Genomic DNA, 25708 nt, shown 5'->3' on the forward strand with positions numbered 1-25708 from the left:
GTCTGTCAGCCGCCACTGACAACCAGGCCTCATCGGCTCCCGGCGAGATCCAGGGCGATGTCCGTGATCATGTCCTCCTGACCGCCGACCAGCTTGCGACGGCCCACCTCGACCAGGATCGCCCGGGTGTCCAGGCCGTGCCTGCGGGCCGCGGCCTCGGCGTGCCGCAGGAAGCTGGAGTACACGCCCGCGTAGCCGAGGGTGAGCGTCTCGCGGTCCACCCGCACCTCGCGGTCCTGTAGCGGTCGTACGACGTCGTCGGCCGCGTCCATCAGCGGGAACAGCTCGCAGCCGTGCTCCCAGCCCATGAGGTCGGCGACCGCGATGAACGCCTCCAGCGGGCAGTTGCCGGCCCCGGCGCCCTGGCCGGCGAGGGAGGCGTCGACGCGGGTGACGCCGTTCTCGACGGCGACGACCGAGTTGGCCACGCCCAGGCCGAGGTTGTGGTGGGCGTGGATGCCCAGCTCGGTGGCCGGGTCGAGGAGGTCACGGTAGGCGCGGACGCGGTCGCGGACGCCGTCCATGGTGAGGCGGCCGCCGGAGTCGGTGACGTAGACGCAGTGCGCGCCGTAGGACTCCATGAGCTGTGCCTGGCGGGCCAGTTCGGCGGGCTCGGCGAGGTGGGACATCATCAGGAAGCCCGCCACGTCCATGCCCAGCTCGCGCGCGGCGGCGATGTGCTGGGCGGAGATGTCGGCCTCGGTGCAGTGGGTGGCGATGCGGACCGAGCGGATGCCCAGGGAGTGGGCCTGCTTGAGGTCGTGGACCGTGCCGATGCCCGGGAGGAGGAGCGTGGTGGGGATCGCCCGGCGCACGGCGCCCACGACCGCCTCGATCCACTCCCAGTCGGTGTGCGCGCCGGCGCCGTAGGTGACGCTGGAGCCGGACAGGCCGTCGCCGTGGGCGACTTCGATCGCGCGGGCCCCGGCCGTGTCGAGGGCGGCGGCGATGGTGCGGGCCTGGTCGACGGTGTAGCGGTGGCGGACGGCGTGCATGCCGTCCCGCAGGGTGACGTCCTGGACGTACAGGCTGGGACGGGTCATCGGGACGCCACCTCCGGGGCGTTGGTGGCGGCCATGCGCTCGGCGGTGCGCAGCGCGGCCGAGGTCATGATGTCGAGGTTGCCCGCGTAGGCGGGCAGGTAGTGGGCGGCGCCCTCCACCTCCAGGAAGACGGACACCTTCACGGCGTTCCCGCCGGGGGCCAGGGTGTTCAGGGGATCGTCGGCGGCCACCCGTTCGAACTGCACCTGCTGCTTGAGGCGGTAGCCGGGGACGTAGGTCTGCACGCGCGCGACCATCCGCTCCACCGACTCCGTGACCGCCGTGTCGTCGCAGTCGCCGACCAGGCAGTGCACGGTGTCCCGCATGATCAGGGGCGGTTCGGCCGGGTTGAGCACGATGATCGCCTTGCCGCGGGCCGCGCCGCCGACCTTCTCGATGGCGGCGGACGTGGTCTCGGTGAACTCGTCGATGTTGGCGCGGGTGCCGGGTCCGGCGGAGCGCGACGAGATCGAGGCGACGATCTCGCCGTAGTGGACGGGGGTCACGGCGTTCACCGCGGCGACGATCGGGATGGTGGCCTGGCCGCCGCAGGTGACCATGTTGACGTTGGGGGCGTCCAGGTGGGCGTCGCCGTTGACGGGCGGGACGACGTACGGGCCGAGCGCGGCCGGGGTGAGGTCGACGACCCTCTTCCCGTGCGCGCGCAGGACCTCGTCGTGGCGGCGGTGGGCGCCGGCCGAGGTGGCGTCGAAGACGAGCGACACATCCTCGAAGGCGTCCATCGCCACCAGACCGTCGACGCCCTCGTGGGTGGTGGCCACCTTCAGGCGGCGGGCGCGGGCCAGGCCGTCCGATTCCGGGTCGATACCCACCATCGCGGCGATCTCCAGGCTCTCCGACAGCCTGAGGACCTTGATCATCAGATCGGTGCCGATGTTCCCGGACCCGATCACGGCGACCTTCGTGGTCATGCTGCTCCCTCGGTGGCGAAGACTGCCCCGACCGTGCCGAGGCCTTCGATGCGGGCGGTGAACTCGTCGCCCGGGGCGGCCGCCGCCATCGGGCCGAGCGCGCCGGTCAGGACGATGTCGCCGGCCCGCAGCGGGTCGCCGAGCCCGGCGAGGGTGGCGGCGAGCCAGCGTGCGGCGGTGAGCGGGCTGCCCAGGCAGTCGGCGCCGGTGCCCCGCGAGACGGTCTCGCCGTTCCGGGTCAGCGTCATCCGGACGGCCCGCAGGTCGACGCGGTCCACCGGGACGGGCGTGCCGCCGAGGACGAACAGGCCACAGGAGGCGTTGTCGGCGACGGTGTCGACGATGGTGATGTCCCAGTCGGCGATCCGGCTGTCCACGATCTCCAGCGCGGGCAGCGCGAAGGCGGTGGCCCGCAGGAGGTCGGCGACGGTCGGGTCGCGGTGCGGCAGGTCCGCGCCCAGCACCAGGGCGACCTCGGCCTCGACCTTGGGCTGCAGCAGCCGTCCGGGGGCGACGGTCTCGCCCTCGCCGACCGCCATGTCCGCGAAGAGCGCCCCGAAGTCGGGCTGCCCGACCCCGAGCTGGCGCTGCACGGCGGGCGAGGTCAGCCCGATCTTGCGGCCCACCAGCCGGCGGCCGGCCGCCACCCCCCGCTCCACATGGAGCCGCTGCACCGCGTAGGCGGTCTCGATGTCGCCCTCGGGGAGCAGGGCGCGGACGGGGGCGCAGGGGGTACCGGTGCGGGTGGCTTCGTCGAGGACGTCGGCCACCTTGGTGACGAGGTCGGGGCTCATGCCGACAGGTATAGGCGGGCTCCGCGAGACCGGGCAAAATATGTTCCGTGACACGGAACAGCGCACAGGGGAGCATGCTCGACAAGGCCGTGGCCGTCCTGGACTGCTACCGGCCGGACGGCGGCGCGTTCCGTCTGACGGAACTGGTCGAACGGTCCGGGCTGCCCAAGACGACCGTGTTCCGGCTCTGCGCCGACCTGGTCCGGCTCGGTCTGCTGGAACGGGACGCGGAGACCTACCGGCTGGGCGGGGCCCTCTTCGAGCTGGGCTCGCTGGTGCCGCGCCGGCAGGATCTGCGGGAGGCCGCGCTGCCCTTCCTCCAGGACCTCTTCGAGGCCACGCACGAGACCGTGCACCTCGGGGTGCGCGAGGGCCACGAGGTGGTCTACGTGGAGCGGATCCACGGCCACGACGTGCTGCGGCTGCCGTCCCGGATCGGCGGCCGGCTGCCCCTGAGCTGCACGGGGGTCGGCAAGGCGCTGCTGGCGTTCTCGGGCTCCGAGCTGGTGGAGGAGGTGCTGGCCGCGCCGCTCCCCCGGCTCACCCCGCACTCGATCACCGACCCGGGGCGGCTGCGCACCGCCGTCGAGCAGGCCCAGGTCGCGGGTCTGGCCTACGAGGAGGAAGAGGCCGCGCCGGGCGTCAGCTGCATCGCGGCGCCGGTCTTCGACGGTCCCACGGCGGTCGCGGCGCTCTCGGTCGCCGTGCCGTGCGGCCGGTTCCGCCCGGCGCAGCTGGCCCCGGCGGTGCGGACGGCGGCGCTGGGGCTGTCGCGGGCGCTGCGGACAGTTCCCCGCACCCCCGACCGGTCGCGCTAGGCTGGCGCCGCAGCTGGTTCGTCCCGTCCGCCAGACGGGACGTCGCAAGAGGGAACCCGGTGGGAATCCGGGACTGCCCCGCAGCGGTGAGTGGGAACGAACGCCGTCATACGCACTGGATCCACCGGGTCCGGGAAGCGACGGCCAGTAGGTGTCCTCCGGTCAGGAGGGCGTGCCCGCGAGTCCGAAGACCTGCCACCTGCCCGTGCGCGAACCACTCGTGCGCGGACATCCCGGTGACCTCGAGGGCGGGTCGGCGCACACATCGGACGGACGGTCGCGTACCGGCATTGCCGCGTACGACCGCTGCCGTCCGGTTCGTCACCCCTTCGCGCTCTCGTCCCGTCGTCCGGGATCTCAGGGATTCATCTCGCGAAGGAGATCTCCGTGACCAGCAAGTCCACAGCCGCGGTGGCCCGGGCCACCGTGTACGGCTACCCCCGTCAGGGGCCGAACCGGGAGCTGAAGAAGGCGATCGAGGGCTACTGGAAGGGCCGGGTCGACGCCGACGCCCTGCGGGCCACCGCCGCCGGACTCCGCCGGAGCACCTGGCGGCAGCTCTCCGGGGCCGGCGTCCACGAGGTGCCGACCGGCGACTTCTCGTTCTACGACCACGTCCTCGACACCACCGTCATGGTCGGCGCGATCCCGCAGCGGCACCGGGCGGCCGTCGAGGCCGACGCCCTGGACGGCTACTTCGCCATGGCCCGCGGCACCCAGGACGTCGCGCCGCTGGAGATGACGAAGTGGTTCGACACCAACTACCACTACCTGGTCCCGGAGTTGGGTCCGGACACGGTGTTCGCGGCCGACTCGGCCAAGCAGGTCGGCGAGTTGCGGGAGGCCCTGGCCCTCAGCCTCGCCGCCCGGCCGGTCCTGGTCGGGCCGGTCACCTATCTGCTGCTCGCCAAGCCGGCGCCCGGCGTGCCCGCCGGTTTCGACCCGCTCACCCTCCTCGACCGGCTGGTCCCGGTGTACGCCGAGGTGCTCGCCGACCTGCGGGCGGCCGGCGCCGAGTGGGTGCAGCTGGACGAACCCGCCCTGGTCCAGGACCGCACCCCGGCCGAGCTGGACGCCGTCGCCCGCGCCTACTGCGAACTGGGCGCCCGCGCCGACCGGCCCCGGCTGCTGGTCGCCTCCTACTTCGACCGGCTCGGCGAGGCCCTGCCGGTGCTGGCCAAGGCCCCGGTCGAGGGGCTGGCGCTGGACTTCACCGGGGCGGCGGCCGCCAACCTGGACGCCCTCGCCGCCGTCGGCGGGCTGCCCGGCAAGCGGCTGGTCGCCGGGGTCGTCAACGGACGGAACATCTGGGTCGACGACCTGTCCGCGTCCCTCGCCGTCCTCGGCACCCTGCTGGGCCTGGCGGACCGGGTCGACGTCGCCGCCTCCTGCTCGCTCCTCCATGTGCCGCTGGACGCGGCGGCCGAGCGGGACATCGAGCCGCAGATCCTGCGCTGGCTGGCCTTCGCCCGGCAGAAGACCGCCGAGGTCGTCACCCTGGCCCGGGGCCTCGCCCGGGGCACCGACACGATCGCGGCCGAACTGGCCGCCAACCGCGCCGACCTGGCCTCCCGCGCGGCTTCGCCGATCACCCACGACCCCGCCGTCCGGGCCCGCGCGGCGGCCGTCACCGCCTTCGACGCCCGCCGCTCCTACCCGTATCCCCAGCGCGCCGCCGCCCAACGCGCCCGTCTCCGGCTGCCGTTGCTGCCCACGACCACCATCGGCTCGTTCCCGCAGACCGACGAACTGCGCACCGCGCGGGCGGACCTGCGGGCCGGGCGGATCGGCACGGCCGGGTACGAGGACCGGGTGCGGGCCGAGGTCCAGGAGGTGATCGCCTTCCAGGAGAAGGCCGGGCTGGACGTCCTGGTGCACGGCGAACCCGAACGCAACGACATGGTCCAGTACTTCGCCGAGCAGCTCACCGGCTACCTGGCCACCCGGCACGGCTGGGTCCAGTCGTACGGCACCCGGTACGTCCGCCCGCCGATCCTGGCCGGCGACATCGCCCGCCCCGAGCCGATGACGGTGCGCTGGACGTCGTACGCCCAGTCCCTCACCGACCGTCCGGTCAAGGGCATGCTGACCGGCCCGGTGACCATGCTGGCCTGGTCGTTCGTCCGTGACGACCAGCCTCTCGGCGACACCGCCCGGCAGGTCGCCCTCGCCCTGCGCGACGAGGTCAACGATCTTGAGGCCGCCGGGACTTCCGTCATCCAGGTGGACGAGCCCGCGCTGCGCGAGACCCTGCCGCTGCGGGACGCCGACCGGGACGCCTACCTCGCGTGGGCGACCGAGGCGTTCCGGCTCACCACCGCCGGAGTCCGTCCGGACACCCAGATCCACACGCACATGTGCTACGCCGAGTTCGGTGACATCGTCCGGGCCATCGACGACCTCGACGCGGACGTCATCAGCCTGGAAGCCGCCCGCTCGCACATGGAGATCGCCCGCGAACTCGCCGCGCACGGCTACCCGCGCGAGGCCGGCCCCGGTGTCTACGACATCCACTCGCCCCGGGTGCCGAGCGCGGCCGAGGCCGCCGGCCTGGTGCGGACCGGGCTGCGGGCGATCCCCGCCGAACGGCTGTGGGTGAACCCCGACTGCGGCCTGAAGACCCGCGGCTGGCCCGAGGTGCGGGCCGCCCTGGAGAACCTGGTCGCGGCGGCGCGGTCGGTGCGCGCGGAGCTGTAGCCGGATCCTGCGGCGGGTGCCGGAGCGCGTACTGTCAGGCGCGTCCGGCACCCGCCGCAGACGGACGTCCAAGGAGGAACTCCCCCGTGACCTGCCGAGTCATCCTGATAGCCCCGGCGATGACCCCCTCGCTGCGGCGGGCCCGCTTCGACGACGGCGACTCCATCGAGAACCCCTCAGCGGTGGCGCTGGACCTGCCCGCCGCCGGCCGCGCGGTCGGCTCGCCCAGCGTGCGGTGCCGGGAGACGGCGGTGGCGCTGGGCCTCGACGCCTCGGCGGAGCCGGATCTGGCGGGCCTGGACGCGGGCCGCTGGCGGGGGCGGACCCTGGAGGAGGTCGGCGCCGCCGAGCCCGAGGCACTGGTCCGGTGGATGTCCGACCCGGGGGCCGCTCCGCACGGGGGCGAATCGGTACGGGAGTTCTGCGCGCGGGTCGCCAAGTGGCTGGAGTCGGCGGGCCGGACGGCCGGTCGGACGGTCGCCGTGGTGGAGCCGGAGGTGGTGCGGGCGGTGGTGCTGCACGTGCTCGGGGCGCCCGAGACCGCGTTCTGGCGCGTGGACGTCCCGCCGCTGGCGGCGACGGAGGTCACCGGCGGGCCCGGGCGCTGGAACCTTCGGCTCGGCCAGGTCGGCGGCTGACCCCCGCCGGCGATCGGCCTCCGGCGGGGGGCCGGAAAAGCGGTGGAGCGACACGCTCCGCCGTGCCTAGGGTCGCGCCATGACCACCCGCACCTTCCGCGTCACCGTCCGCGGCGTCTTCGACGGACTCGGCGCCGAACAGCGCGCCGAACTGCTGTCCCGGGCCGCCGACCACGATGTGCTGCACGCGGCCTTCACACCCGAGGGCCACCTCAGCTACGACATCGCCGCCCGCCCGGCCTTCACCTTCCGCTTCCAGGACACCGGGGAGGAAGAGGAGGACATCCTGGTGGCGACCGAGCGCGCCGAGGAGGCGGCCCGGGCATGGCTCGACGAGCGCGGGTACGGCTACAAGAACCTCCGCTCCAGCGCGGAGGACCTCTCCCAGGCACCCCTGAGCAAGCGACAGCGCAGGGCCGCCGCGCAGCAGCAGGGCTGACCTTCACGGAAACGGCCACGGCGGCCTGAAGTCGCCGTGGTTCAGGTCACGTCGGGAGGTGGCCGAATTGTGGAGGGCCGGTGTCCACGGGCGTGGCATGCTCGGGGCCACACCGAGTTACCGGCCGGTACTACCCGTCGGTAGCCATGTTCGGTGTCTCTTCGTCACCCCCCACCACTCCCAGGACTGACCTTGCGCAGACGCACGAGGCCCGGGCATGCCCTGCTGCCCGCCTTCGCCGTGACCGCCCTCCTCCTCTCCGCCGGCTGCTCCGCTCCGCAACACCAGACCTCCGCCGGGGACCGCGCCCAGGAGACCGCCCGGGTCTCCGACGACACCACCGCCGCCGCCCGCACGGACGGCCAGGCGCTCGCCGTCGCCGCCGCGCCGGCCGCCACCACGACCGCCGCCGGTTCTGCGGGCTCGGGCCGGCCCGCCCACCGGACCACCCTCACCGTCAGCAGATACGACAGCAAGACCCGCCGCGCCGTCATATCCAAGGCGGGCAAGGGCACTTCACCGGCCTCCCCCTCCCCGACCGTCTCCCCCGGCCCCACCCCCTCGGCCTCGGCCTCCTCCCATCAGGCCGCCGTCGGCGACGTCATCGCCAGCGCCCCCGCGCCCGGCGCCCCCGACGGGCTGCTCGCCAAGGTCACCAAGGTGATCGGCGAGACCGGCGCGGGCACCGAGGTGCAGACCGAGCCGGCCACCCTGGACGCCCTGCTCGGCGACGACACCGCGAAGGGCACCGTGCCGGTCGACCCGGCCGCCTTCGACGTCGACAAACTGCTGCCCGACGTCAAGGTGTCCTGGTCCAAGTCGGGTGATGTGCGGGTCGGCCCCGAGGGCGCCACCGTGCCGCTCGGCAGCCTCCGCCTGGACGTCAGCGCCGAGGTGCCGACCGCCGAGGGCGCTCCGGCCGCCGCCTCGGCCTCGGTGTCGGGCTTCGTCCAGGTCGCCCCGCAGGTCGACTTCGCCTACGGCGGCGCGGGCACCGGCTCCGCACCCGGCTCCGCCTACCTGGGCGTGTCCGGCGACTGGGACTCCGGCTGGGCGGTCAAGGGCCGGGTCGCGGCGGCCACGGCCACCCCGCTGCGCATCCCGTTCGCCAAGGTGCACGCCGATCCGGTCCTCCAGGTCGGCCCGGTCCCCGTCGTCGTCAACCTCGACCTCACCTGCTACCTCCAGGTCAGTGGCGACGGGAAGATCACCGTCGACGTGGAGCAGAGCCTCAAGGGCGACTTCAAGGCGGGCGGCACCTTCGGCACGGCCCAGGGCTGGACGCCGGTGAGCAGCTCCGACATGACGAGCACCCCGGTGCGCACGTCGGTGACCACCGGCGGGAACGTCAAGACCGCGCTGGGCGCCGAGGCCTCCGTCGGCCTCTACGGCAGCGTGGGCGTCACCGCCGACCTGGCCCCCTATCTGCGCGGCGAGGCCACCGGCACGGTCACCGCCACCTCGGCCACCCCGGGCGCGGACGCCCAGGGCACCTGGAACCTCTACGGCGGAGTCGACCTCTCCGGTGCCCTGCGCCTCCAGCTCTCCGTCTTCGGCACACCGGTGCTGGAGCGGACCGTGCCGCTGGGCGCCCTGCACCGCGAGTGGAAGCTGGCGGGCGGCTCGCTCTGACCCCTGCTCAGGATGCGCCGCCGGGTATCCAGCCCTGGCGGCGCAGCTCCGCCGAGACGTCCGGCGCCCGGTAGTGCTCGCCCTTGAGGACCTTGCCGTCGGCCCGCCGGGCGACCTGCCCGTCGGGCCCCAGCTTGCTCATGTTGGAGCGGTGGACCTCGGCGATGACCGCGTCGAGGTCGATCCCGTGCACCAGCGCGGTGCCGTACGCCACATAGACCACGTCGGCCAGTTCGTGCGCGAGCCGGTCGAGGGGCCCCTCGACCGCCACCTCGGCGACCTCCGCGGCCTCCTCGGCGAGCAGCTCCCCCCGGTGCGCGGCCAGTTCGCCGGAGACCTCGGTCGGCGTGGTGCGGGCGTCCAAACCGAAGGCGTGGTGGAACTCCCGGACGAGGTCGGCGGGCGAGGGGCTGGTCATGCCGACGACTCTATCGGCCGCCACCGACAATCCCGTCCCGCTGCCGCCCTGCCCTGGTCAGGACGGTGACCGGCTGGCAGGATCGCGCGCATGTCCAAGGTGTTCCCCCGTATCGGCAGGCGCCGCGCGCTCCAGGGCGCGGCCGCCTGCTTCGTCGCGTTCGGCCTGCTGCTGTGGTGGCTGCTGCCGCTGGGCGAGAAGCCGCCGACCGGGACGATCACCTTCAGCACCGGGACGCTGCGCGGGGTCTACCAGGAGTACGGCGTGCGGCTGCGCACCGAGCTGGGCAAGGACATGCCGGGGCTGAAGGTGAAGCTGGTCCAGAGCGCGGGGTCGTACGAGAACGTGCGCAAGGTCGCGACCGGCAAGGTGGACTTCACCATCGCGGCGGCCGACGCGGTGGAGACGTACAAGCTGAACCACGGCCGGGGCGCGGACCGGATGCGCGGGGTGGCCCGGCTCTACGACGACTACGTGCAGCTCGTCGTACCCCAGGGCTCGGGCATCACCAGCGTCGCGCAGCTGCGGCACAAGCGGGTGGCGATAGGACTGCCCAACTCGGGCGTGCGGCTCATCGCCAACCGGGTGCTCAGGGCGGCCGGGATAGACCCCACGCAGGACATCACGCCGATGGCCGACGGCATAGACACCGGACCGGACCGGCTGCGGCAGGGCAAGATCGACGCGTTCTTCTGGTCGGGCGGACTGCCCACCAAGGGGCTGCTGGACCTCGCGAGGAAGTTCCGTTTCGCGTTCGTACCGATCGACGGGACCCTCGTCACCAAGCTGCACACCGAGAGCGAGGCCGCGCTCTACTACCGGGCCACCAACATGCCCGAGTCCGCGTACCCGTCCGTGCAGCAGGGCACCACCGTCGCGACCATCGCCGTCTCCAACCTCCTCATGACCCGCAAGGACATGGATCCACGCCTCACCGAGTGGCTCACCCGCACGGTCATCAAGAGCCGCGACGACATCGGCGCCCACGTCCACTCCGCCCAACTCGTGGACCTGCGCACGGCCATCTACACGGACCCCCTGCCGCTGCAGGAGGGCGCCCGCCGCTACTACCGCTCGGTGAAACCCTGAAAGCTTTGAGACGTCCCTGACTGCAGCGCCCCTTCAGGGGCGCGGGGAACTGCGCGAGAAGTCCCCACTCCGCGGCACCGAAACACTCACCCGCAGCCCCCGCTGCCCATCGTGCTCATGGTGCTCGTAGGCGATCGCGCCCCCGCCCGCCGCCAGCAACGCCCGGCTGATCGACAACCCCAGCCCCGACCCCTTCACGTTCTGGTGCCGCCCGCTCCGCCAGAACCGGTCCCCCACCCGCGCCAGCTCCTCGTCGGTCAGTCCCGGCCCCGTGTCGGTCACCACGACCGTCGACAGATCCCCGTCGGCCGCCACGGACACCTCCACCACGCCCCCCTCCGGCGTGAACTTCACCGCGTTGTCGATCACCGCGTCCAACGCGCTGGACAGCGTGATCGGGTCCGCCCACCCGGTGACCGGCGGGCAGTCCCCGGTCAGCCGGACCCCCTTCGCCGTGGCCGCCGGCGCCCACGCGGCGACCCGCTCCGTCGCCAGCCGCCCGATGTCGGTCAGCATCAGGTCCGCCTCGGCGTGCTCGGCCAGCGCGAGGTCGAGCAGGTCGTCGAGGACCTGCGCGAGCCGCTTGCCCTCGGTCCGGACGGAGGCGATCTCCTCGTTGCCCTCGGGGAGTTCGAGGGCGAGCAGTTCGATGCGCAGCAGCAGCGCGGCGAGCGGGTTCCGCAACTGGTGCGACGCGTCGGCGACGAAGGCACGCTGCTGCTCCAGCACGTCCTCGACGTTGTCCGCCATCTCGTTGAACGACCGGGCCAGCCGTCTGAGTTCCGGCGGCCCGCCGGCCGCCGCGACCCGGGACTTGAGGCGGCCGCTCGCGATCGCGTGGGTGGTGGCGTCGAGGACCCGGACCGGACGCAGCACCCACCCGGTGAGCCGCAGTGCCGCCCCGACGGCGAGCAGCATCGCGGCGATCTCCCCGGCGCCGATCAGCAGCCAGCCGCGCAGGGTCCGGGAACGCATCGGCCCGGTGGGCGAGTCGGTGACGACGACGGCGACGACGTCACCGTCCCGGATCACCGGGGAGGCCACGACGAGCCGGGTGCGCTGCCAGGGCCACACCTGCGCGGGGTCGTGGCTGCGGCGGCTGAGCAGCGCCTCGTTGAAGGCCTCCCAGACCTCGCCCGTCCGCGGCAGCACCCAGTCGTCGGGGGCGTTGGCCATGGAGGACGCGTTGCGGTAGAAGACGCCCGCGCGGATGCCGTAGACGCCGTAGTAGCTGGCGAGTTCGCGGCGGAGGGTCTCCAGCCGGTCGTCCGTGCGCATGGGCCGCGCGGTGGTGGGTGTGTCGGTGACGAACTGGGCGAGGGCGGCGAACCGCGCGGTGTCGTCGATCCGGTCGACGACGACCTTCTGCTGCTGGGCGGCGGCCGTGCTGACGGCGAGCGGGACGCCGAGCGCGAGCAGCACGGCCGCCATCAGGACGATGAGCAGCGGGAGGAGTCGTGTGCGCACCCGTCCCCGCTACGCGGCCGGGGCGACGAGCCGGTAGCCGACGCCGCGTACGGTCTCGATGAGCGCGGGCATGCGCAGCTTGGCGCGCAGGGAGGCGACATGCACCTCCAGGGTGCGGCCGGTGCCCTCCCAACTGGTCTGCCAGACCTCGCTGATGATCTGTTCGCGGCGGAAGACCACGCCGGGCCGCTGGGCGAGCAGCGCCAGCAGGTCGAACTCCTTGCGGGTGAGCTGGACGACCGTGCCGTCCACGCTGACCTGCCGGGTGGGCAGTTCGATGTGGACGGGGCCGAGCCGGAGCGCGCTGTCGCCGCCGGCCGGGCCGTCCTCGTGGAGGGAGCGCCGGCTGACGGCGTGGATCCGGGCGAGCAGTTCCCCGGTGTCGTACGGCTTCACCACGTAGTCGTCGGCGCCGAGGTTGAGGCCGTGGATGCGGGAGCGGACGTCGGAGCGGGCGGTGACCATGATGACGGGGGTGCTGGTGCGCTTGCGGATCTTTCCGCAGACCTCGTAGCCGTCCTGGTCGGGCAGGCCGAGGTCGAGGAGGACGACGTCGTAGGCGTCGCTGTCGGGGACGAGGGCCTGGAGGGCCTCCTCGCCGCTGCGCGCGTGGGTGACGGAGAACCCGTGTCTGGCCAGGACCGCGGAGAGAGCGGCGGCGACGTGGTTGTCGTCCTCGACGAGCAGCAGTCTCATCCCGGCCCCCTCCGGTTCAGCGGTCGTACGCCCGCGCGTGCGTGCATCAGGGCAGTCACGCTGATGGACGCCGATGGCGTCAAGTGGGTTCCGGCGGCGGGCCGGCTTCCGTTACCCGGCCGATATGCGGGCAGGTCACAACTGCTACGACACGTGTCCGAATGCTATCGGATCGTGATGCTCAGATCTCCCTCAGATGTAATGACGCAGGTCATCGGCTCTCATTACATTCCTCCGAAACCGAGGAGGACGGAGCCCGATAGCGATGACCGAAGTATCGGTGGCCGAGGAAGACATGGCCGCGACCGGCGAACTGGTCGTCCTGAAGAGCGTCAACAAGCACTTCGGCGCGTTGCACGTGCTCCAGGACATCGACCTGACGATCGCCCGCGGCGAGGTCGTCGTGGTGATCGGGCCCTCCGGGTCCGGCAAGTCCACTCTGTGCCGCACCATCAACCGTCTGGAGACCGTCGACTCCGGGACGATCACGATCGACGGCAAGCCGCTGCCCCAGGAGGGCAAGGAGCTGGCCCGGCTCCGTGCCGACGTCGGCATGGTCTTCCAGTCGTTCAATCTCTTCGCGCACAAGACGGTGCTGGAGAACGTGATGCTCGGTCAGCTCAAGGTCCGCAGGACCGAGCGGAAGCAGGCCGAGGAGAAGGCCCGCGCGCTGCTGGACCGGGTCGGCGTGGGCACCCAGGCCGACAAGTACCCCGCGCAGCTCTCCGGTGGCCAGCAGCAGCGCGTCGCGATCGCGCGGGCGCTGGCGATGGGCCCGAAGGTCATGCTCTTCGACGAGCCGACCTCGGCCCTCGACCCCGAGATGATCAACGAGGTCCTTGAGGTCATGCAGCAGCTGGCCCGGGACGGCATGACGATGATCGTCGTCACGCACGAGATGGGCTTCGCCCGGTCGGCCGCGAACCGGGTGGTCTTCATGGCCGACGGCCGGATCGTCGAACAGGCCGCACCCGACCAGTTCTTCAGCAACCCGCGCAGCGACCGGGCCAAGGACTTCCTGTCGAAGATCCTGCACCACTGACCCGCACGGCGATCCAGCAACCTTTCACCACTCAAAGGATGTTCATCATGCAGCTCCGCAAGGTCACCGCCGCCTCGGCCGCCGTGCTCGCGCTCGCCCTGTCCGCCACGGCGTGCGGCGGCAACGACAAGGACGACAGCGGTTCGTCGGGCGGCGGCAAGAAGATCACCGTCGGCATCAAGTTCGACCAGCCCGGCATCGGCCAGAAGACCCCGCAGGGCTACTCCGGCTTCGACGTGGACGTCGCCACGTATGTCGCGAAGAAGCTCGGCTACAGCGCGGACCAGATCGAGTGGAAGGAGTCCAAGAGCGCCGACCGCGAGACCATGCTGCAGCGCGGTGACGTGGACTTCATCGCCGCGTCGTACTCGATCACCCCGGAGCGCCAGCAGAAGGTCGACTTCGCCGGTCCGTACCTGCTGGCCCACCAGGACGTGCTGATCCGCTCCGACGACACGTCCATCACGTCGGCGTCGGACCTCAACAGCAAGAAGCTGTGCTCGGTCACCGGCTCGACCTCGGCGCAGAACGTCAAGGACAAGCTGGCGCCCAAGGCGGACCTGCAGCAGTACCCGACGTACTCGGCCTGTCTGACCGGTCTCCAGAACAAGGCCATCGACGCGCTGACCACCGACGACTCGATCCTCGCCGGCTACGCCTCGCAGTCGCAGTTCAAGGGCAAGTTCAAGCTCGGCGGTCTCAAGATGACCAACGAGAACTACGGCATCGGTGTCAAGAAGGGCAGCGACCTCAAGGCGAAGATCAACACCGCCCTGGAGTCGATGGTCTCGGACGGTTCCTGGCAGAAGGCCGTGGACAAGAACTTCGGTCCGGCCGGCTACAAGAACGAGCCCGCGCCGAAGATCGGCGACGTCAAGAGCTGAAGCAGCGCCTGACGGGTGCGCCGTCGCCGGACGGCGGCGCGCCGGGGCCGACCACGAGCGGGAGCGCGGGACATCGTGTTCGACTTTCTTGAAGGTTACGACCTGCTGGGGGCCTTCTGGGTGACGGTTCAGCTCACCCTGCTCTCGGCCGCCGGTTCGCTGGTCTGGGGCACCCTGCTGGCCGGCATGCGCGTCGGCCCGGTGCCGCTGATGCGCGGCTTCGGCACCGCCTACGTCAACGTGGTGCGGAACATCCCGCTGACGGTGATCATCCTGTTCACCTCACTGGGCCTGAACCAGACCCTCAACATCAGCCTGGGCGCCGACAACTTCGACACCATCAACTTCCGGCTCGCCGTGCTCGGTCTGATCGCCTACACCTCGGCGTTCGTGTGCGAGGCGATCCGGTCCGGCATCAACACGGTGCCGGTCGGACAGGCGGAGGCGGCCCGCGCACTCGGGCTGAGCTTCACCCAGGTACTGACCGTGGTGGTACTGCCGCAGGCGTTCCGCTCCGTGATCGGCCCGCTCGCCAACGTACTGATCGCGCTCACCAAGAACACCACGGTGGCCGCCGCGATCGGGGTGGCCGAGGCGGCCCTGCTGATGAAGAAGATGATCGAGAACGAGGCACAACTCCTGCTGATCTCCGCGGTCTTCGCGTTCGGCTTCGTGTGCCTGACGCTGCCGACCGGTCTGATCCTCGGCTGGGTGGGCAAGAAGGTGGCGGTGAAGCGATGACCTCCGTGCTGTACGACGCCCAGGGCCCGCGGGCCAAGCGGCGCAACATCGTCTACTCCGCCGTGTTCCTGGTCGCCGCCGTGGCCGTGGTCTGGTGGGTCTACCGGAGCCTGGACGACAAGGGGCAGCTGGACTGGGAGAAGTGGAAGCCCTTCTTCGCCGGCTCCGAGGCCTGGACCACGTACATCCTGCCCGGTCTGAAGAACACCCTGATCGCGGCCGCCCTCTCCATGCTCATCGCGCTGCCGCTCGGCGCCGTCTTCGGCATCGCACGCCTGTCCGACCATGCCTGGGTGCGGATACCGGCCGGCGTGGTCGTGGAGTTCTTCCGCGCGATCCCGGTGCTGATCCTGATGATCTTCGGGGTCGCCCTGTTCGCCGAGTACACCGGCGTCAGCTCCGACGACCGTCCGCTGTACGCGGTGGTCACCGGCCTGGTGCTGTACAACGCCTCGGTGCTCGCGGAGATCGTCCGGGCGGGCATCCTCGCCCTGCCGAAGGGCCAGACGGAGGCGGCGCAGGCGATCGGCCTGCGCAAGACCCAGATCATGACGTCGATCCTGCTCCCGCAGGCGGTCACCGCGATGCTCCCGGCGATCGTCAGCCAGCTCGTCGTGATCGTGAAGGACACGGCGCTCGGCGGCGCCGTCCTCACCTTCCCCGAGCTGCTGGCCTCGGTCTCCCCGATGAGCTCGTACTACGGCGCGAACACCATCGCCAGCTTCACGATCGTGGCGGTGATCTTCGTGGCGCTCAACTTCACCCTCACCACCTTCGCGAGCTGGCTGGAGGGCCGGCTGCGGCGCAGCAAGCGCGGCACCGGCGCGGTGCTGGGCGCGGACGACGTCGAGGAGCTCAACGCGGCCGAGGTCGGCGGCTCCTTCGGCACCGGAGCCTCCGCCTGACCCTCGGTCAACCCGCGCGACACGCACGGAGGCAGCGGCCGTACGACCGCTGCCTCCGCCGTTTTCCCTTGCGCCACGGCACCCGCGCGCCCGCCATGCTGACGTGTCCCCGGGTGCGCCGCTTGACCGGGTGGCGCCCAGTCTGTTGCATACGTTCTGTGATCGTGCACCCTGCTCCAACCACTTGTTCATCCATGTCCGTCGGGACTTGCGTACGGGCAGGGGGCGCCGCGCCGTGGACCCGGTGATCATCGTCGGAGCGGGGCCCGTCGGGCTCACGCTCGCCCTGGCGCTGGCCCGCCAGGAGGTGCCGTCCGTCGTCCTGGACGAGGGCCCGGGCAAGGACGAGCCGCGCCCCGCGCGCACGGTGGTGCTGCGCGAGGACACCGCCGCCCTGGTGGTCCGGCTGAGCGGCGCCCCGCTGGACGACCTGGGCGCGCGCTGGACCGGCTGGCGGTCGATGCGGCGCCGGCAGGTGATGCGCGAGGTCGTCTTCGACGACGCCGCCGAACCGTCTCCGCTGCACCTCGCGCAGCATGTGCTGACCAACGCGCTGCGTGCCGCGATCGCCGACGAACCGCTGGTCAAGGTGGCCACGGACAGCCGTCTGGACACGATCGAGCAGGAGCGCTCCGGCGTCACCGCGCACACCCGCGGCCCCCGGGCCACCTGGTGGCGGGGCAGCTACCTGGTGGGCTGCGACGGCCCGCGCTCGACCGTGCGCAAGCTGCTGGACATCCGCTTCCCGGGCCGTACCGCGGTGGAACGGCACGCGGTCGCCGCGCTGCGCGCGGAACTTCCGTGGCCCGGTCAGGCGTTGCTCCATCGGACCCCGCCGTGGCGGATGTCCGGGCCCCCGGCCGGGGAGGTGACCGCCCGCCCCCTCCCGGACGGCGTGTGGCGCCTGGACTGGCTGCTGCCGCCCGGCAAGGACCTGGTCACGCCCGAGCTCCTGGTGGCCCGGATCCGCGAGACCCTCGCGGGCTGGACGGGCGGCCCCACACCGCCGTACGACCTGCTCGACACCGGAGTCCACACCGTGCACCACCGCCTGGCCCGCCGCTGGCGGGTGGGCCGGGTCTTCGTCGCCGGGGACGCGGCGCACCTGCTCGGGGTGCTCGGGACGCACGGGCTGGACGAGGGGCTGCGGGACGTCGACAACCTCGCCTGGAAGCTGGCCCCGGCCTGGCACCACGGCCCGCACGAGGCGCTCCTCGACAGCTACCAGACCGAGCGGCGGGCGGTGGTGGCGGCCCGGCTGCGCGCCGCCGACCAGGTGCTGCCGGTGCTGCGCGGCGGTGGCGGGCTGCGCGGCATCGTCCCCGGCGCATCCCGGGGGCACGACGCGCTCCTCATCGACGGTCACCTGGGGCACGGCCCGCTCGGTGCGCCGGGGGCGTACGCCGACTCGCCCCTGGCGCCCCGGCACCTGGAGCACGAGCTCCCGGTCGACACCCCGCCCGGGTCCCCGGTCACCGACGTCCGGGTCACCGCGGAGGACGGCACCTTCGTGCGACTCCGCTCGCGGCTCGGCCGGGGCGCGCTGCTCGTCGTCCTCATCGCGCCCGGCACCGGGGTGTGGGACCGCAAGCACTGGGTCTCCGCCGGGATCATGCCCCGGCTGGCGGCGGCCGTGACCGCGCTGCCGCACCGCGCCGAACTGCTGGTCGCCGAGGCGTACCCGGGCGCACCGGCGCACACCGTGCTGCTCGTGCGCCCCGACGGCCACCTGGTCACCGCGCTCAACGGGGTCCGCCCGGCCGATCTGTACGCGGCGGCCGAGGCGACGCTGGGCGGGAAGGACACGGAGCAGACGGAGACGGAGACGGAGGCGGAGGCCGAGGCCGGTTCCACCGCGCGGTGATCCCCGCGCGGTGACCCCCTGTGGTGGCCGCGCGGTCCACATCCTGACGGTGAGTTGACCGGTGTGCACCGGCGTGGTGTACTCCGGATCGTGAACGACACCACTGTGCGCCTGTGGCGGAAGGTCCATGTGGACCTCGTCCGCTATGCGGGCTGCGTGTGTCTTCCGTCCTGCTGATTTCGCATCTCACCTCTCTGCGGGCGCCCTCTGCGCCCCTTTCTGCGAACCCTCATCAGGAACGGTGCACGTGTCTGCCTCTCTTTCCTCGTCCGTTTCTCCCTCCGCCTCCGCGCCCGGCGCCGCGCCCACCCAGGCGGACCTCCTCGACTTCGTGCGGCGTACGGCCGTCGACGCCGAGCTGATCTCCTCGCTCCCGCTCGACCCCGAGGGCCGCACCTGGGTACGGCTCGACGGCCCCGCCGGCAGCGAGGCCTGGCTGATCGGCTGGCCACCCGGCAGCGGCACCGGCTGGCACGACCACGCGGAGTCGGTCGGCGCCTTCCTCACCGCCGCGGGCGAACTGCACGAGAACTCGCTCGCCACCCGGCTGCCCACCGACGGCTGGAAGACCCTGGAGCTCTCCGAGGGCGTCGACCGAGAGCGCCGACTGCCCGCCGGAAAGGGCCGCTCCTTCGGCCGCGACCATGTCCACGAGGTGTTCAACGAGTCCACCGAGCACCACGCGATCTCCGTCCACGCCTACTACCCGCCGCTGCCCCGGATCCGCCGCTACAGCCGCAGCGGCCCGGTGCTCCGCCTGGAGCAGGTCGAGCGCCCGGAGGACTGGCAGTGAGCGGCACCGAGCAGGTGGAGCAACAGCCGGTGGGCATCGACGAGTTGCTGGACCGGGTGCGCGCGGGCTACCGGCGCGTCGAGGCGCAGGAGGCGCACGAAGCGGCGCGGACCGGGGACGCCTTGCTGGTCGACATCCGGTACGCGGCACTGCGCGAGCGGGACGGGGTGATCCCGGGCGCCCTCGTCATAGAACGCAACGAGCTGGAGTGGCGGCTCGACCCCCAGGGCAGCCACCGGACCCCCGAGGCCACCGGCCACGACCTCCAGGTCGTGGTGATCTGCAACGAGGGCTACGCCTCCAGCCTCGCCGCCGCCTCCCTGCACCAGCTGGGCCTGCACCGGGCGACGGACCTGATAGGCGGCTTCCAGGCATGGAAGGCAGCAGGACTACCGGTCGCCCTCTAGTCCTCTAGTCCTCTAGTCCTCTAGTCCTCTAGTCCTCTAGCCGTCGGGTCCTCCGGCCGCCCTCCAGCCATCGATCCGCCCGGCCGCCCTCCAGTCCCCGAGCCGTCCTGGCTCCCCCACGCCTACGGCGCTCCGGTGCCGGTCGGGGCCGCGCGGCCGTCGATGAGGGCGGCGAGCCCGTCGAGCACCCGGCCGAGCCCGAACTCCCAGGCGTGCCCGGGGCTGTACGCGGCACCCTGCGCGGTGCCCGCCGCCGTGCCGACCCGGGCGGCGGTGGGATAGGCACGCGGGTCCAGCACCCTTTCCAGCAGCGGGGCGTTGGCCGCCCACCACTGCTCGTCGTCCATCGCGCTGTCCTGCCGGGCGGCGCGCGCCTCCGCCGCCGAGCGGGCGTTGGCCTGGACGAAGGTGAGCACAAAGGTCAGGGCGGCGTCCATCTCGACGTCGTCGAGCCCGAGCCCGTCCAGCGCCGACAGTTCGTGCTCGTACTTGGCCATCATCCCCGGCCCCAACGGCGGGCGGCCGGTGGAGACCGCCGCCGCCCAGGGGTGCGCGTCGAACAGCGCCCGGTTCTCCTCGGCCACCGCGGCCAGCCGGACCCGCCACGGCCGGCCGGCGGTGTCGGCCCGGGACATCCGCAGGTAGGCGGTGTCCAGCATGAGGTCCAGCAGCTCGGCCTTGCCCGGCACATAGGTGTAGAGCGTCATCGGGACCACGCCCAGCTGCTGCGCGACACGGCGCATGGTGACCGCGTCCAGCCCCTCGGCGTCCGCCAGCCCGACGGCGACATCGACGACCGTGTCGATGTCCAGCCGCTGCCGCGGTCCGCGTCGCGGGGCGGCGGGGATCCGCCAGAGCAGTTCCAGGGAGCGGGCCGGATCACCGGCACCGCTTCGGTCGAGAGGCATTCCGTCATCCTCCCCCACGAAGCGCCGCCCCCTCGCCACTTACTCTGTACGTAGTACACTGTACCTCGTACAGAGTAATTTCCCCGACCAAGGAGTGCCTGTGCCGATCACCGCTTCCGCCGTCTCCCTGAACGTCGACGACGTCGTGGCCTCCAGCGCCTTCCTCACCGAACACTTCGGCTTCCGCGAGGAGACGGCCGCCGACGGGTTCGCGTCACTGGCCCGCGACGACGCCGGGATGAACGTCGTCTACCTGCGGCGCGGACTCGCCTCGCTCCCCGAGGACCAGCGCGAGGACCACGCCGACGGGGTGATCCTCGCTTTCGTCGTCGACAACCTCGAAGCCGAACTGGCCCGCCTGACCGCCGAGGGCGTCACGATCACGATGCCGCTGCGCGAGGAGCCCTGGGGCGAACGCGCCTTCCAGGTCACCGACCCCAACGGCGTCATCGTCCAGCTCGTCGACTGGAACGCGTCCGACGGCCACTGAGCCGACCCGCCCCCGGCCCTTCAGTCCCTCGCCGTCGCCACCGTCACCGCGGGCACCCGCAGCGCCACCCGCCCGGGAAGCGCCGCGGCCACCAGCGCGAGCAGCGCGGCGATCGCGACGACGGTCACGTACAGCAAGGGCGTGACCGTCGGCGCGGCCCGGCCCGTCATACCGACGCTGAACGCGGTCAGGACGGCGAGCGCGATGCCGCTGCCGAGGGCCGTGGCCAGCGTCAGCACCGAGAGCACCTCGGTGCGCAGCATCCGCAGCACCTGGCGGCGGGTGGCCCCGGCCAGCCTGAGCAGGGCGAACTCACGGACCCGCTCGGCGACCGACATCGCGAGCGTGTTGACGACCGCGATCGCGGTGAACGCCAGGACCAGCCCCATGGCCAGGTAGTTGACCTCGGCGTTGTCCTGCTGCCGGTCGGCCTGGAGGGAGTCGGCGGCGGCCGGCGAAAGAATCCGCAGCCCCGGGAACTCACGGAGCGTAGTCGCGAGTTGTGTCTGTGTACGGGCTGTGCTGACGAGGACGGAGGAGGCGAGCGGATTGTCCACGTGGTGCACGACGAGGTCGTGGGCGAAGGTGAGGTCGCCGAAGCCCAGACCCCGGGCGTAGACGGCGGCGACGGTGAGCGTGGCGGGCGTGCCGTCGCCGAGGGTGAGGCTCAGGGTGCTGCCCGGCTTCAAGTGGTGCTGATCGGCGGCGATTTCGCTGACGGCGACGGTGCGGTCGGTGAGGCGGTCCAGGGAGCCGGCGGTGACCTCGGGGTCCCAGGTGCGGGCGAGGCCCTCGGGGGTGACCCCCTGGGCCGGGTACTTGTCGAGTCCGACGCGGACGGTCGTGCGGACCACTTCGGTGACGGCGTCGTGGTCCGTGCGCAATCGCCGTGCCGCCGCGGCCGGTACGCCCGGTCCCTGGGCGGCGACGACCCAGTCGGCGGTGACTCCGGCGCGGGCCTGGGCGCGGGCGGCGTCGCCGAGGGTCGACTGGACGAACAGCACGGTGCAGGTCATGCCGATGAGCAGGGTGAGGGGGGTGACGACGGAGGCCATCCGGGCGGCGTTGCCGCGCAGGTTGGCGGTGGCGAGCCGGCCGCCGTGACCGGTGAGCCGCAGCGGTCCGGCGAGCAGCAGCACGGCCGCCCTGACCAGCAGCGGGCCGAGCAGGGCGACGGAGGTGGAGAGGACCACGACGGCGAGGAAGGTGACGGGGGTCGACGCGGGCTCGGTACGCAGGGAGGTGAGCAGCACGACGAGCACGACCCCGCCGGCGAGCAGCAGCAGACCGGCGGCGATCCGTCCCCAGGCGACCCGGGCGGGCTCGACCCGCGCTTCGGCCAGCGCCTCGGTCGGCCGGATCCGGGTGATGCGCCGGGAGGCGATCCGGGCGGCGGCCCAGGCACCGGCCAGGGTCGCGGCGAGCGCGGCGAACGGCGGGAAGACGCCGGTGGTGTGCTGAAGCGTGGCGGGTACGGCGCCCAGGGCGACGAACCTGCTCTGCAGCCACGCACCGAGCGGCAGCCCGAGGAGCGCGCCCATCGTGCCGGCGACCGCGCCGACGATCAGCGCCTCTCGGCCGAGCAGCCGGCGGATCTGGCCGGGGGTGGCGGCGAGGGCGCGCAGCAGGGCGAGTTCGCGGTGCCGCTGCTGGACGGTGAGCGCGAAGGTGCCGACGACCACCAGGATCGCCACCAGCAGCGAGGTCCCGCCCATGGCGGCGCCCATGCTGACCAGCCGGACCCGGGCGGCGGCCGCGTCCAGGAACTCGACGGGGCCGCGGGCGTCGCCGGTGGAGACCTGGGCGGTGGTGCCGCGCAGCGCCCGCGCCACGGCCTGCTTCAGCCGGTCCGGGTCGGTGCCGTGCTCGGGCAGCACACCGAACGCCGTGACCTGCCCGGGGTGCGCGGCCAGCCTGCGGGCCTCGGCGGCGGAGAAGAAGAGGGACGTCTGGTGGCCGACGCCGGTGGCCGGGGCGGCGATCCCGGTGATCCGGTAGGCGCGCGGGGCCCGCGTCGACTGCACGGTGAGTGTGTCACCGGGCGCCAGGTGGGCGCGCGCGGCGAGGTCGCGGTCGACGACCAGGTCGGTGGCGGCCCTCGGGGCGGCACCGGAGACCAGCCGGTACGGGGTGAGCACGGCGGACTCCCAGGCGTGCCCGTAGGCGGTACGGCCGCCGGTGCCGGCCGGGGTCGACGGCTGGGCGAGGAAGGTCAGTTCGGGCACGACCCGGGCGACTCCGGGGGTGCGCGCGAGTCTGCTCTCCAGCCCGGCCGGCAGCCAGGCGCGCTCGGCGATGGGTTTCGCCTTGTGCTTGACCTTGGTCTTGCCGTGCTTGTGCTTGACGGTGGTGCGGTGGACGTACTGGTCGGCGGAGACCACGACGGGGGCCGCCGCCCAGCGCTCGGTGCGGATCGTGCCGCGCAGGCCGGTGTCGAGGAGGGTGCCGCAGGCGGAGATCAGCGCGGCCGCGCACAGCAGGGCGACGAAGGCGCCGAGGAACCCGGCCTTGCGGGCGCGGACGGTCTTGAGGGCGTAGCGCAGCATCATGGCGTACACGGTCGTCCACCCGCAGGTGCCCGGGCACTGCGGTGGTCCGGCGTCTTGGAAGGGGGTTATCCCCACCCTCGCCGTGACCGACCGCCCGGCCGACGGCCCGTCAGAAGTCCCCGCCCTCCAGGAACTCCGTGTCCTCGCCCTCTTCTTCCAGGGCCTGCCGGACGATCCTGAGCGCCATGCCCTCGGCGTATCCCTTGCGGGCGAGCATGCCGGCGAGGCGGCGGATGCGCCGGTCCCGGTCAAGGCCCTGGGTGGAGCGGAGCTTGCGGGCGACGAGTTCGCGCGCGGTCTCCTCCTCCTGCTCGGAGTCGAGCTGCCCGACGGCCTCGTCGATGAGCGAGGGCTCGACGCCCTTGGTCCGCAGTTCCCGGGCGAGGGCACGCCGGGCCAGCCCCCGGCCGTGGTGCCGGGACTCCACCCAGGCGTCCGCGAACGCGCTGTCGTTGATCAGCCCGACCTCCTCGAACCGCGACAGCACCTCCTCGGCGACCTCGTCCGGGATCTCCCGCTTGCGCAGGGCGTCCGCGAGCTGCTTCCGGGTGCGTGGCGTCCCGGTGAGCAGGCGCAGACAGATCGCCCGCGCCCGCTCAGCCGGGTCCGCCGGAGGCTCCCCCTGCTCGGCCCTCGACAAGGAGGAGGAACCCCCGTCCTCACCGGACGGCTCCCCGAAGCCACGCCGACGGCGCGTCCCGGACTTCCGCGGGCCACGGCCGGGTGATCCGTGTCCGCGGGGCCCGTCCGGGCCGTCGTGCGTGCCGTCTTCGTACACACCGCCGTACGAAGCGGGCAGACCGTCGTCCTCGTACGAGCCGTCACGCCCGTATGAGCTCTCGCTCCCCCGTGCGGCACCACCGCGGCGGCGCCTGCGCGCCCCCGGGTAGGCCTCGCCGTCCCGTCCGTACCCGTCGCCGCCCGTGCCGTGGGCCTCGCCGCCGTCCCCGGCGGAGCCCGGGTCGCCCCCGGCGCCCCTCCCCCGTGGGGCACCGGGGGACGTGTACTCGTGGTCGGCCCAGTCGGTTCGTCGTGTCACGGCGTCAGCTCTTGGCGGTGGCGGCCTTGGGCTTGGTGACCTTGGCGACGGCCGGGGCCGGCACCGTCTTCGCCGCGTCGTCCGTGGCCGCGGTGGTGGCCGCGTCCGCGCCCGGCTCGGCGGCGGGCTTCTCCGGGCGGACACCGACGCCCAGCTTCTCCTTGATCTTCTTCTCGATCTCGTTGGCCAGGTCGGGGTTGTCCTTGAGGAAGTTGCGCGCGTTCTCCTTGCCCTGGCCGAGCTGGTCGCCCTCGTACGTGTACCAGGCGCCGGCCTTGCGGACGAAGCCGTTCTCCACGCCCATGTCGATCAGGCCGCCCTCGCGGCTGATGCCCTGGCCGTAGAGGATGTCGAACTCGGCCTGCTTGAAGGGCGGTGCGACCTTGTTCTTGACGACCTTGACCCGGGTGCGGTTGCCGACCGCCTCCGTGCCGTCCTTCAGGGTCTCGATGCGGCGGATGTCGAGTCGCACCGAGGCGTAGAACTTCAGCGCGCGGCCACCGGTCGTGGTCTCCGGGGAGCCGAACATCACGCCGATCTTCTCGCGGAGCTGGTTGATGAAGATCGCGGTGGTCTTGGACTGGTTGAGCGCGCTGGTGATCTTCCGCAGCGCCTGGCTCATCAGACGGGCCTGGAGACCGACGTGGCTGTCGCCCATCTCGCCCTCGATCTCCGCGCGCGGGACGAGCGCGGCGACGGAGTCGATGACGATGAGGTCGAGGGCGCCGGAGCGGACCAGCATGTCCACGATCTCCAGGGCCTGCTCGCCGTTGTCCGGCTGGGAGAGGATCAGGTTGTCGATGTCGACGCCGAGCTTCTGCGCGTACTCGGGGTCGAGGGCGTGCTCCGCGTCCACGAACGCGACCTGGCCGCCCGCCTTCTGCGCGTTGGCCACGGCGTGCAGGGTCAGGGTCGTCTTACCGGAGGACTCCGGTCCGTAGATCTCCACGACGCGGCCGCGCGGCAGGCCACCGACACCGAGGGCGACGTCGAGCGCGGTCGAACCGGTCGAGATGACCTCGATGGGCTCCTTCGTCCGGTCACCCATGCGCATGACCGCGCCCTTGCCGAATTGCCGTTCAATCTGTGCGAGCGCGGCGTCGAGCGCCTTCTCGCGGTCGGTTCCTGCCATGGGTTCCACCCGGTTTGCTTGAGTCGATCGCTTCACGTCAAAGACGCTAACGCCTGCCACTGACAATGCGCCCCGACGCCGGTCCGGCCTGTGGATAACTCGGGGACGTAACGGACGAAACCGTTCCCAACTACCGCTGGAATCCCCGTCGTGAGTTCCGCCGGAGCCTCCATAAGAATGGATGTTCGATTTTCGTGTCAAGCGCACCACGCGGTACTCCCGTACTTCCCCGCACCGCGCACACCCACCGCGCACTCCCCGGCGCACGGGTCGGGAGCGGGCGTTCACGGC

25 protein-coding genes and 1 riboswitch are annotated in these 25708 nt (G+C 72.4%); of the genes, 15 read left to right on the forward strand and 10 right to left on the reverse strand.

The genetic code is table 11. The annotated features are described in order from the left end of the window. Positions 1 to 29 precede the first annotated feature (29 nt). From dmpG to mhpD, 3 genes are read right to left on the reverse strand one after another with little or no spacing between them, the layout of a single operon-like run. Positions 30 to 1043 (reverse strand): 4-hydroxy-2-oxovalerate aldolase, encoded by a 1014-nt coding sequence (dmpG, locus tag ACIPSJ_RS36675; RefSeq protein ID WP_401352428.1) that lies wholly within the window; start codon positions 1041 to 1043, stop codon positions 30 to 32. Next, positions 1040 to 1975, reverse strand: a complete 936-nt coding sequence (locus ACIPSJ_RS36680) for an acetaldehyde dehydrogenase (acetylating) (protein ID WP_401352431.1) — start codon at positions 1973 to 1975, stop codon at positions 1040 to 1042. The genes dmpG and ACIPSJ_RS36680 overlap by 4 nt, the downstream gene beginning before the upstream one ends. Beyond that, positions 1972 to 2769, reverse strand: a complete 798-nt coding sequence (gene mhpD / locus ACIPSJ_RS36685; RefSeq protein ID WP_401352434.1) for a 2-keto-4-pentenoate hydratase — start codon at positions 2767 to 2769, stop codon at positions 1972 to 1974. The genes ACIPSJ_RS36680 and mhpD overlap by 4 nt, the downstream gene beginning before the upstream one ends. A 74-nt stretch (positions 2770 to 2843) precedes the next feature. Between mhpD and ACIPSJ_RS36690 the strand changes: the two genes are divergently transcribed. The 5 genes from ACIPSJ_RS36690 to ACIPSJ_RS36710 all read left to right on the forward strand — a co-directional run bounded on the left by ACIPSJ_RS36690 (position 2844) and on the right by ACIPSJ_RS36710 (position 8993). After that, positions 2844 to 3587 carry an IclR family transcriptional regulator gene (locus tag ACIPSJ_RS36690; protein WP_401352544.1) on the forward strand — a complete coding sequence of 248 codons (744 nt, stop codon included), beginning with the start codon at positions 2844 to 2846 and terminating at the stop codon, positions 3585 to 3587. Further along, positions 3585 to 3802, forward strand: a riboswitch (cobalamin riboswitch). Its footprint overlaps the gene before it by 3 nt. Before the next feature lie 172 nt (positions 3803 to 3974). Then, the gene (gene metE / locus ACIPSJ_RS36695) at positions 3975 to 6284 is read left to right on the forward strand and encodes a 5-methyltetrahydropteroyltriglutamate--homocysteine S-methyltransferase (RefSeq protein WP_401352436.1); all 2310 of its coding nucleotides are present in this window, start codon (positions 3975 to 3977) and stop codon (positions 6282 to 6284) included. 86 nt (positions 6285 to 6370) lie between these two features. After that, entirely contained in the window at positions 6371 to 6922 is a 552-nt protein-coding gene (locus tag ACIPSJ_RS36700) for a histidine phosphatase family protein (protein WP_401352439.1), read from the forward strand. Between the two features lie 79 nt (positions 6923 to 7001). Then, the gene (locus ACIPSJ_RS36705; protein WP_401352441.1) at positions 7002 to 7361 is read left to right on the forward strand and encodes a DUF6204 family protein; all 360 of its coding nucleotides are present in this window, start codon (positions 7002 to 7004) and stop codon (positions 7359 to 7361) included. Between the two features lie 192 nt (positions 7362 to 7553). Beyond that, positions 7554 to 8993 carry a hypothetical protein gene (locus ACIPSJ_RS36710; protein ID WP_401352443.1) on the forward strand — a complete coding sequence of 480 codons (1440 nt, stop codon included), beginning with the start codon at positions 7554 to 7556 and terminating at the stop codon, positions 8991 to 8993. 7 nt (positions 8994 to 9000) lie between these two features. Here the strand turns inward: ACIPSJ_RS36710 and ACIPSJ_RS36715 are convergent, their stop codons facing one another. After that, entirely contained in the window at positions 9001 to 9411 is a 411-nt protein-coding gene (locus ACIPSJ_RS36715; RefSeq protein ID WP_359224020.1) for a MazG nucleotide pyrophosphohydrolase domain-containing protein, read from the reverse strand. A gap of 90 nt (positions 9412 to 9501) precedes the next feature. On the opposite strand from ACIPSJ_RS36715, the gene ACIPSJ_RS36720 reads away from it, so the two are divergent. Then, positions 9502 to 10500 carry a TAXI family TRAP transporter solute-binding subunit gene (locus tag ACIPSJ_RS36720; RefSeq protein ID WP_401352446.1) on the forward strand — a complete coding sequence of 333 codons (999 nt, stop codon included), beginning with the start codon at positions 9502 to 9504 and terminating at the stop codon, positions 10498 to 10500. A 33-nt stretch (positions 10501 to 10533) separates the two neighbouring features. On the opposite strand, the gene ACIPSJ_RS36725 is transcribed toward ACIPSJ_RS36720, so the two are convergent. Beyond that, positions 10534 to 11967, reverse strand: a complete 1434-nt coding sequence (locus tag ACIPSJ_RS36725) for an ATP-binding protein (protein WP_401352448.1) — start codon at positions 11965 to 11967, stop codon at positions 10534 to 10536. Positions 11968 to 11976: 9 nt separating this feature from the next. Beyond that, positions 11977 to 12663, reverse strand: a complete 687-nt coding sequence (locus ACIPSJ_RS36730) for a response regulator transcription factor (RefSeq protein ID WP_355721295.1) — start codon at positions 12661 to 12663, stop codon at positions 11977 to 11979. A gap of 265 nt (positions 12664 to 12928) precedes the next feature. On the opposite strand from ACIPSJ_RS36730, the gene ACIPSJ_RS36735 reads away from it, so the two are divergent. The 8 genes from ACIPSJ_RS36735 (at position 12929) to ACIPSJ_RS36770 (ending at position 19299) form a co-directional block, all read left to right on the forward strand. After that, complete coding sequence (locus ACIPSJ_RS36735) at positions 12929 to 13705, forward strand: amino acid ABC transporter ATP-binding protein (RefSeq protein WP_355721298.1); 777 nt, start codon at positions 12929 to 12931, stop codon at positions 13703 to 13705. A gap of 47 nt (positions 13706 to 13752) precedes the next feature. Continuing rightward, positions 13753 to 14589: a glutamate ABC transporter substrate-binding protein gene (locus ACIPSJ_RS36740; RefSeq protein ID WP_359224011.1), complete on the forward strand. Its 837-nt coding sequence runs from the start codon at positions 13753 to 13755 to the stop codon at positions 14587 to 14589. A gap of 75 nt (positions 14590 to 14664) precedes the next feature. Continuing rightward, a complete protein-coding gene (locus ACIPSJ_RS36745) occupies positions 14665 to 15330 on the forward strand; it encodes an amino acid ABC transporter permease (RefSeq protein WP_355721304.1) in 666 nt (221 codons plus the stop codon). Beyond that, positions 15327 to 16235 carry an amino acid ABC transporter permease gene (locus ACIPSJ_RS36750; protein WP_359224008.1) on the forward strand — a complete coding sequence of 303 codons (909 nt, stop codon included), beginning with the start codon at positions 15327 to 15329 and terminating at the stop codon, positions 16233 to 16235. Before ACIPSJ_RS36745 ends, ACIPSJ_RS36750 begins: the two co-directional genes overlap by 4 nt. Before the next feature lie 235 nt (positions 16236 to 16470). Further along, positions 16471 to 18099, forward strand: a complete 1629-nt coding sequence (locus ACIPSJ_RS36755) for an FAD-dependent monooxygenase (protein WP_401352546.1) — start codon at positions 16471 to 16473, stop codon at positions 18097 to 18099. A gap of 105 nt (positions 18100 to 18204) precedes the next feature. Then, positions 18205 to 18276, forward strand: a complete 72-nt coding sequence (locus tag ACIPSJ_RS36760; RefSeq protein ID WP_311737274.1) for a putative leader peptide — start codon at positions 18205 to 18207, stop codon at positions 18274 to 18276. 64 nt (positions 18277 to 18340) lie between these two features. Further along, positions 18341 to 18892, forward strand: a complete 552-nt coding sequence (locus tag ACIPSJ_RS36765) for a cysteine dioxygenase (RefSeq protein WP_401352452.1) — start codon at positions 18341 to 18343, stop codon at positions 18890 to 18892. Next, on the forward strand, positions 18889 to 19299 hold the full coding sequence (locus ACIPSJ_RS36770; RefSeq protein WP_401352454.1) for a rhodanese-like domain-containing protein: 411 nt from the start codon (positions 18889 to 18891) through the stop codon (positions 19297 to 19299). The genes ACIPSJ_RS36765 and ACIPSJ_RS36770 overlap by 4 nt, the downstream gene beginning before the upstream one ends. 122 nt (positions 19300 to 19421) lie before the next feature. Here the strand turns inward: ACIPSJ_RS36770 and ACIPSJ_RS36775 are convergent, their stop codons facing one another. Then, positions 19422 to 20207 (reverse strand): TetR/AcrR family transcriptional regulator, encoded by a 786-nt coding sequence (locus ACIPSJ_RS36775; protein WP_401352456.1) that lies wholly within the window; start codon positions 20205 to 20207, stop codon positions 19422 to 19424. A 100-nt stretch (positions 20208 to 20307) separates the two neighbouring features. On the opposite strand from ACIPSJ_RS36775, the gene ACIPSJ_RS36780 reads away from it, so the two are divergent. Continuing rightward, positions 20308 to 20697: a VOC family protein gene (locus ACIPSJ_RS36780; protein WP_359223999.1), complete on the forward strand. Its 390-nt coding sequence runs from the start codon at positions 20308 to 20310 to the stop codon at positions 20695 to 20697. 20 nt (positions 20698 to 20717) lie between these two features. Here the strand turns inward: ACIPSJ_RS36780 and ACIPSJ_RS36785 are convergent, their stop codons facing one another. From ACIPSJ_RS36785 to recA, 3 genes are all read right to left on the reverse strand, one after another. After that, positions 20718 to 23246, reverse strand: a complete 2529-nt coding sequence (locus ACIPSJ_RS36785; protein WP_401352549.1) for an FtsX-like permease family protein — start codon at positions 23244 to 23246, stop codon at positions 20718 to 20720. A 109-nt stretch (positions 23247 to 23355) separates the two neighbouring features. Further along, positions 23356 to 24285 carry a recombination regulator RecX gene (gene recX / locus ACIPSJ_RS36790; protein WP_359223997.1) on the reverse strand — a complete coding sequence of 310 codons (930 nt, stop codon included), beginning with the start codon at positions 24283 to 24285 and terminating at the stop codon, positions 23356 to 23358. 4 nt (positions 24286 to 24289) lie between these two features. Next, positions 24290 to 25417: a recombinase RecA gene (gene recA / locus ACIPSJ_RS36795; protein WP_359223995.1), complete on the reverse strand. Its 1128-nt coding sequence runs from the start codon at positions 25415 to 25417 to the stop codon at positions 24290 to 24292. Positions 25418 to 25708: the final 291 nt, after the last annotated feature.

It is taken from the genome of Streptomyces sp. NPDC090088 (assembly GCF_044747345.1).
Taxonomy (GTDB): domain Bacteria; phylum Actinomycetota; class Actinomycetes; order Streptomycetales; family Streptomycetaceae; genus Streptomyces.

What these genes read in the sequence shown, in the direction of transcription:
- dmpG (WP_401352428.1), bottom strand. Translation starts at nt 1,043, where the DNA reads ATGACCCGTCCCAGCCTGTACGTCCAGGACGTCACCCTGCGGGACGGC.
- ACIPSJ_RS36680 (WP_401352431.1), bottom strand. Translation starts at nt 1,975, where the DNA reads ATGACCACGAAGGTCGCCGTGATCGGGTCCGGGAACATCGGCACCGAT.
- mhpD (WP_401352434.1), bottom strand. Translation starts at nt 2,769, where the DNA reads ATGAGCCCCGACCTCGTCACCAAGGTGGCCGACGTCCTCGACGAAGCC.
- ACIPSJ_RS36690 (WP_401352544.1), top strand. Translation starts at nt 2,844, where the DNA reads ATGCTCGACAAGGCCGTGGCCGTCCTGGACTGCTACCGGCCGGACGGC.
- ACIPSJ_RS36705 (WP_401352441.1), top strand. Translation starts at nt 7,002, where the DNA reads ATGACCACCCGCACCTTCCGCGTCACCGTCCGCGGCGTCTTCGACGGA.
- ACIPSJ_RS36715 (WP_359224020.1), bottom strand. Translation starts at nt 9,411, where the DNA reads ATGACCAGCCCCTCGCCCGCCGACCTCGTCCGGGAGTTCCACCACGCC.
- ACIPSJ_RS36720 (WP_401352446.1), top strand. Translation starts at nt 9,502, where the DNA reads ATGTCCAAGGTGTTCCCCCGTATCGGCAGGCGCCGCGCGCTCCAGGGC.
- ACIPSJ_RS36730 (WP_355721295.1), bottom strand. Translation starts at nt 12,663, where the DNA reads ATGAGACTGCTGCTCGTCGAGGACGACAACCACGTCGCCGCCGCTCTC.
- ACIPSJ_RS36735 (WP_355721298.1), top strand. Translation starts at nt 12,929, where the DNA reads ATGACCGAAGTATCGGTGGCCGAGGAAGACATGGCCGCGACCGGCGAA.
- ACIPSJ_RS36740 (WP_359224011.1), top strand. Translation starts at nt 13,753, where the DNA reads ATGCAGCTCCGCAAGGTCACCGCCGCCTCGGCCGCCGTGCTCGCGCTC.
- ACIPSJ_RS36750 (WP_359224008.1), top strand. Translation starts at nt 15,327, where the DNA reads ATGACCTCCGTGCTGTACGACGCCCAGGGCCCGCGGGCCAAGCGGCGC.
- ACIPSJ_RS36775 (WP_401352456.1), bottom strand. Translation starts at nt 20,207, where the DNA reads ATGCCTCTCGACCGAAGCGGTGCCGGTGATCCGGCCCGCTCCCTGGAA.
- ACIPSJ_RS36785 (WP_401352549.1), bottom strand. Translation starts at nt 23,246, where the DNA reads ATGATGCTGCGCTACGCCCTCAAGACCGTCCGCGCCCGCAAGGCCGGG.
- recA (WP_359223995.1), bottom strand. Translation starts at nt 25,417, where the DNA reads ATGGCAGGAACCGACCGCGAGAAGGCGCTCGACGCCGCGCTCGCACAG.